Origin of the sequence: Paraburkholderia sp. SIMBA_027 (genome assembly GCF_046535315.1) — a bacterium.
Classification (GTDB): domain Bacteria; phylum Pseudomonadota; class Gammaproteobacteria; order Burkholderiales; family Burkholderiaceae; genus Paraburkholderia; species Paraburkholderia tropica.
This window is the reverse complement of the sequence record NZ_JAWRWY010001292.1, coordinates 1-248: the sequence shown is the minus strand read 5'-3', so window position 1 is coordinate 248 and position 248 is coordinate 1. Positions and strand designations below refer to the sequence as shown.

The 248-nt window shown below is 32.7% G+C and carries 1 protein-coding gene; it reads right to left on the bottom strand.

Annotated elements, in window-relative coordinates; genetic code table 11:
* Window positions 1-248: hypothetical protein (locus tag SB764_RS43325; protein ID WP_410867212.1), on the bottom strand; the 248-nt coding region annotated here is incomplete at both ends.

Genomic DNA, 248 nt, shown 5'->3' with positions numbered 1-248 from the left:
AACATGGAAATTGCTTTTTCATCTACTGGAACTGCATCCCCTATGTTGATCCCACTTGCTTTTAAATTTTCATCAAGGGCGATAATATTCCCATCTAAATCTAATATATATTGCGTTTCAAAAATATCTTTATGATTGATTGTCCAATTAAGTTGTTCACTGATAGATTCTTTTGCTGCCATGTCATTATTTAGAGCTCTTTCTAAATCTTTCGAATCAATTAATCCCGTTGTAATATTGGCACAACC